General features: G+C 60.9%; 4 protein-coding genes. 1 reads left to right on the top strand and 3 read right to left on the bottom strand.

Annotated features, from left to right (window positions below; all coding sequences use genetic code 11):
* Positions 1-102: 102 nt before the first annotated feature.
* From HT737_RS00465 to tpx, 3 genes are all read right to left on the bottom strand, one after another.
* Positions 103-3,204: an MdtB/MuxB family multidrug efflux RND transporter permease subunit gene (locus HT737_RS00465; RefSeq protein ID WP_182400947.1), complete on the bottom strand. Its 3,102-nt coding sequence runs from the start codon at positions 3,202-3,204 to the stop codon at positions 103-105.
* Positions 3,201-4,508, bottom strand: coding sequence for an MdtA/MuxA family multidrug efflux RND transporter periplasmic adaptor subunit (locus HT737_RS00460; RefSeq protein ID WP_182400945.1), 1,308 nt, complete (start codon positions 4,506-4,508; stop codon positions 3,201-3,203). Before HT737_RS00460 ends, HT737_RS00465 begins: the two co-directional genes overlap by 4 nt.
* A 175-nt stretch (positions 4,509-4,683) precedes the next feature.
* On the bottom strand, positions 4,684-5,184 hold the full coding sequence (tpx, locus tag HT737_RS00455) for a thiol peroxidase (protein WP_041066982.1): 501 nt from the start codon (positions 5,182-5,184) through the stop codon (positions 4,684-4,686).
* Positions 5,185-5,516: 332 nt separating this feature from the next.
* Between tpx and HT737_RS00450 the strand changes: the two genes are divergently transcribed.
* Complete coding sequence (locus HT737_RS00450) at positions 5,517-5,942, top strand: YciI family protein (protein WP_041066976.1); 426 nt, start codon at positions 5,517-5,519, stop codon at positions 5,940-5,942.
* Positions 5,943-6,058 lie beyond the last annotated feature (116 nt).

The following is a 6,058-nucleotide window of genomic DNA, read 5'->3' as shown; positions in this document are numbered from 1 at the left end:
CGAGCCTGCTCGCGAAGACGGTCTGACATTCAACCTTGATGGTGACTGATCCAGCGCTTTCGCGAGCAGGCTCGCTCCCACAGTGGATGAGGTGCTGCAACGTCATACCACCACCTCATCACGGTCAGCATTGGTCTTGCCAAAGCGCCGACCGAGGCGGTCGAAATACAGGTAGATCACCGGCGTGGTGAACAGGGTCAGCACCTGACTCACCAGCAGGCCGCCGACCATCACCAGACCCAGCGGCTGACGCAGTTCAGCCCCGGAACCGGTGGCGAGCATCAACGGCACGGCACCGAACAACGCCGCCAGCGTCGTCATCAGAATCGGCCGGAAGCGCAGCAGCGCCGCCTGATAGATCGCCTGTTCCGGCGCCATGCCCTGGGTGCGTTCGGCGTCGAGGGCGAAGTCGATCATCATGATCGCGTTTTTCTTGACGATGCCGATCAACAGGATGATGCCGATGATCGCGATCATGCCCAGGTCATTGCCGCTGAGCAGCAACGCCAGCAAGGCGCCGACCGCCGCCGACGGCAGGGTCGAGAGAATGGTGATCGGGTGAATGTAACTTTCGTACAGCACGCCGAGCACGATGTACATGGTCACCACCGCCGCCAGAATCAGCAGCAAGGTGCTCGACAGCGAAGCCTGGAATGCCTCGGCCGCCCCCTGGAACTGGGTCTGCACGCCAATCGGCATGCCGATGTCCTTCTGTACCTGTTCGATGATGTCCACCGCATGCCCCAGCGCCACGCCGGGCGCCAGGTTGAACGACATCATCACCGCCGGGAACTGGCCGATGTGGGTGATCGCCAGTTGCGCCTGACGCTCTTCGACATGGGCCAGACTCGACAGACGCACCTGTGCACCGTCAGTGGTCTTGACGTGAATCTGGTCCAGCGCCGCTGGCCCGATCTTCTCCCCGGCCTGTGCCTGCAGCACCACGCGGTACTGGCTGGCCTGGGTGTAAATGGTCGAGATCTGCCGCTGGCCGAAGGCGTCATACAGCGCATCGGTGATGTTCTGCACCGAAACGCCGAGGCGCGACGCCGCATCGCGGTCGATCACCAGATAGACTTGCAAGCCTTTATCCTGCAAGTCGCTGGCAACGTCGGTCAATTCCGGTTGCTGCGCCAAGGCTTCGACCAGACGCCCGCTCCACTGGCTGAGCAATTCGGCGTCCGGTGAGGACATGCTGAACTGGTATTGGGTACGACTGACCCGATCCTCAATGGTCAAATCCTGCACCGGTTGCATGAACAGACGAATGCCGACCAGTTTGTCCAGTTGCGGCTGCAGGCGCGCAATCACCTCGGTGGCACTCAGGTCACGCTGGCCGTGAGGCTTGAGGTTGATCAGCAGACGACCGCTGTTGAGCGTGGCGTTGTCGCCGTCGACACCGATGTAGGACGACAGACTCTCCACCGCCGGATCTTCAAGAATCACCTTGGCCAGCGCCTGCTGACGCTCGCCCATCGCCGCGAAAGAAATCGACTGCGGTGCTTCGGAAATACCCTGGATCACCCCGGTGTCCTGCACCGGGAAGAAGCCCTTGGGCACCACCATGTACAGGAACACGGTCAGTGCCAGCGTGCCGATGGCCACCAACAGGGTCAGCGGCTGGTGTTTGAGCACCCACTGCAACTTGCGCCCGTAGGCGGCGATCATCCAGTCGATGAAGCCGCCGCTGGCCCGGTAGAAACGGCCCTGTTCGTGGGGCTCTGGCTCTCGCTTGAGCAGGCGTGCACACATCATCGGCGTCAACGTCAGCGAAACCACCAGCGAAATCAGGATCGCCACCGCCAGAGTGATGGCGAACTCGCGGAACAGCCGACCGACCACGTCAGCCATGAACAGCAGCGGAATCAGTACCGCGATCAGCGACAGGGTCAGGGAAATCAGGGTGAAGCCGATCTGTTTCGCGCCTTTGAGCGCCGCCTGCATCGGGCTGTCGCCCTCTTCGATGAAGCGCGCGATGTTTTCCAGCATCACGATCGCATCGTCGACCACGAAACCGGTCGCGATGGTCAGCGCCATCAAGGTCAGGTTGTTGACCGAGAAGCCGGCCAGGTACATCACGCCAAACGTACCGATCAGCGACAGCGGCACCGCCACTGACGGAATGATCGTCGCGCTAGCCCGCCGCAGAAACAGGAACGTCACCATCACCACCAGCGCGATGGCGATCAGCAGTTCGTGCTGCACGTCGGTGACCGAGGCGCGGATGGTCTGGGTGCGGTCGGTGAGCACGGTGACGTCGAGGCCAGCCGGCAGGTTGTCAGTGATGCTGGGCAGCAAGGCCTTGATCCGGTCGACCACCTCGATCACGTTGGCGCCCGGCTGACGCTGGATGTTCAGCAGCACCGCCTGATTCTGGTTGGCCCACGCGGCTAGACGTTCGTTCTCGGCGCCGTCGACGATTTCCGCCACATCCTTCAGGCGCAGCGGCGCGCCATTCTTGTAGGCGAGAATCAGGTTGGCGTAGTCCTTGGGCGACGTCAGCTGGTCGTTGGCATCAAGCATCGAGACCCGGGTCGGGCCGTCGAAGTTACCCTTGGGCTGGTTGACGTTGGACGCACCGATCAGGGTGCGAACGTCCTCCAGGTTCAGGCTGTTCGCCGCCAATGCTTCCGGGTTGACCTTGATCCGCACGGCCTGACGCTGACCGCCGGCAATACTGACCATGCCGACGCCGCTGATCTGGGCGATCTTCTGCGCCATGCGTGTGTCGACCAGGTCATTGAGCTTGGGCAGCAGCATGGTTTTCGACGTGATCGCCAGGGTCAGCACCGGCGTATCCGCCGGGTTGACCTTGTTGTACACCGGCGGTGCCGGCAAGTCGGTCGGCAACAGGTTGGTCGCGGCGTTGATCGCGGCCTGCACCTGCTGTTCGGCAACGTCCATGTTGATGTCGAGGCTGAAGCGCAGGGTCAGCACCGACGCGCCGCCGGAACTGGTCGAGGCCATTTGCGTCAGGCCCGGCATCTGCCCGAACTGGCGTTCGAGCGGTGCGGTCACGGCGCTGGTCATCACGTCGGGACTGGCGCCGGGGTACAGGGTCATGACGCGAATGGTCGGGTAATCGACCTGCGGCAACGCCGAGACTGGCAGCAGGCGATAGGCAATCAGGCCGGCCAGAACAATGGCCAGCATGCTCAGGGTGGTAGCTACCGGACGGAGGATGAACAGCCGCGAAATGTTCATGCGCCCTTCTTGGCCTTGTCAGCCGCGGCGGCGTCCGGTGCACTGGCGGCGGGTTTGCCCTGCAGGTGCCCGGTCGGGGTGGTCGGCACGTCATTGCTGTCGTTGACCACTTCCACTTCGCTGCCTTCCTTCAGGCGGTCGGTACCTTCCAGCACCACGCGATCGCCCGCGGCGAGGCCTTCGGTGACCACAGTGTTGGTGCCGTCACTGGCGCCGATTTTCAGTTGGCGGATGGTGACTTTCTTGTCGCCGTCCAATGCGTAAACGAACGTGCCGTTGGTGCCGAACTGAATCGCCGCCGACGGTGCCAGCACCACGCCTTTCAGGGTGTCGGCCAGCAGATGGACGTTGACGAACTGATTGGGGAACAGCGACTGGTCGCGGTTATCGTAACGGGCCTTGAATTTCAGGGTGCCGGTGGCGACGTCGATCTGGTTGTCGAGGCTTTGCAGCACGCCGGCGGCCTGGATCTTGGTATCGCCGCGATCCCATGCCTCGGCCGGCAGTTTGGCGCCGCTGTGGTAGCGCGCCAATACGGTTTCGAGACTGTTTTCCGGCAGGGTGAAGACCACGCTGATCGGTTGGGTCTGAGTGATGACCGCAAGGAACGTGGTGTCGTTGGCGGCGACGAGGTTGCCGACGTCGACCTGACGCAGACCGACGCGACCGGCAATCGGCGCGCGGATCTTGGTGAATTCGAGATTGAGCTTGGCGTCGTTGACCGCTGCCTGATTGGTCTTGACCGTGCCCAGGTACTGGCCGACCAGCGCTTCGGCGGTGTCCAGGGTCTGCTTGGCGATGCTGTCTTCCTTGTACAGACCGCGATAACGCTCGACGTCGACCTGTGCGTTTTTCAACTGCGCCTGATTCTGCAGCAAGGTGCCTTCAGCCTGGAGCAAGGCGTTCTGGTACGGACGCGGATCGATCTCTGCCAGCAGGTCGCCGGCCTTGACCATCTGCCCTTCCTCGAAATTGATCTTCACCAGTTCACCGCCGACCCGGCTGCGCACGTTGATGGTGTTGAGCGCAGTCACCGTGCCCAGTGCCTTGTAATACAGCGGGAAGTCCCCCGTGACCGCCGGCGCCACACGCACCGGAATCGGCCCGGCCGCGCCGCCGAAGCCCGGCCGCATCATCCCCGAACGTCCGGCATGGCCGCTCGCCGCCTTGTCGGCGCCCTCCTTGTGGGCCGAACCGGCGGGCCAGAATTTCCAGCACAGGACGGCGATGACCAACAGGACGAGCAGGCTGATCAGCCAGCGACGGGCGTTATTAGGGGACGATTGCATGGATTGATTGACCATTGGGCGCGTGGGCTTCTTTTACGGGAGGCTGAACGATAAGCACTGGTGGGATTTAAGCAAAGCAGCTTTACCGGCAATTTACCTTCAACTTACGTTTCAAGGTGTGAGGCAAAACACTGATACACAAATGAAAACGGCCTGGACAGGGCCAGGCCGTTAACAATTGTAAAAGCGCTTACTTGAGTACGGCGAGTGCTGCGTCGTAGTTCGGCTCTTCAGCGATTTCCTTGACCAGCTCGCTGTGCAGCACGTTGTCGTTCTCGTCCAGAACCACTACCGCACGGGCGGTCAAGCCTTTGAGCGGGCCGTCAGCGATGGCTACGCCGTAGTTTTCGATGAACTCGGCACCGCGCAGGGTCGACAGGTTCTGCACGTTTTCCAGACCTTCGGCGCCGCAGAAACGGGCCTGGGCGAATGGCAGGTCAGCCGAGATGCACAGCACCACGGTGTTGTTCAGTTCGTTGGCCTGAGCGTTGAACTTGCGTACCGAAGTCGCGCAGGTCGGGGTGTCGACGCTTGGGAAGATGTTCAACACTTTGCGCTTGCCGGCGAAGTCTTTCAGGGTGACGTCGGACAGATTGCCGGCAACCAGGGAAAAGGCTGGCGCCTTGGAACCGGCTTGTGGCAACTGGCCGTTGACTTGAACCGGGTTGCCTTTGAGGGTGACTTGAGCCATGACTTTAGTCCTTCTTAACGTGGTGATTGAGCATGCAAGAGGCCGAAGTTAACCACGAAATTGTCCGACGACCTATGCCCTGACTGAAAATTGTCAGGGACCTGCGCAAAAAATTGTATACAACTGCGAATCATGTGGGAGCGAGCTTGCTCGCGAAAGCAATCTGCCAGTCAACGCTATGCTGAATGTGCCGCCGTCTTCGCGAGCAAGCTCGCTCCCACAGTGATCTTCACGGATCCTGAGTCTGCATCATTTATTCAGAAGTTCTGTCGATTCGTGAGGTGCCCGTTCGACTAAGCAGTGAATCAACCCCATCCCCTGGAGAAACCACCATGCGATTCATGATCCTTGTCAAAGCCAGCGCCGACTCCGAAGCCGGCATCATGCCCAGTGAAGAGCTGATCACTGCCATGGGCAACTTCAACGAAGAACTGGTCAAGGCCGGCGTTCTCATCGACGGCAATGGCCTGCACCCGAGCAGCAAAGGCACCCGCGTGCATTTCTCCGGCGACAAGCGCACCGTCATCGATGGCCCTTTCATTGAGACCAAGGAGCTGGTGGCCGGCTACTGGATCTGGGAAGTGAAGTCCAAGGAAGAGGCGATCGAATGGGTCAAGCGCTGCCCCAATCCGATGCCGGGCGATTCCGATATCGAAATCCGCCAGATCTTCTCCGCCGAGGATTTCGGTGCCGAGTTCACGCCTGAGGCGCGGGCGCAGGAAGAGCGTGTTCGCGAGCTGGCGAAGAAAAATCTGTAATCCCCGCCCCCTGTAGGAGCTGCCGCAGGCTGCGATCTTTTTGATCTGKGNTTTTTAAAAAAAAATCAAAAGTCAAAAAAGATCGCAAGCCCTGCGGCAGCTCCCTACAGGGGGCG

This window comes from Pseudomonas sp. MD195_PC81_125, assembly GCF_014060985.1.
GTDB classification, from domain to species: Bacteria; Pseudomonadota; Gammaproteobacteria; order Pseudomonadales; family Pseudomonadaceae; genus Aquipseudomonas; species Aquipseudomonas parakoreensis.
This window is presented reverse-complemented; position numbering and strand designations above follow the sequence as displayed.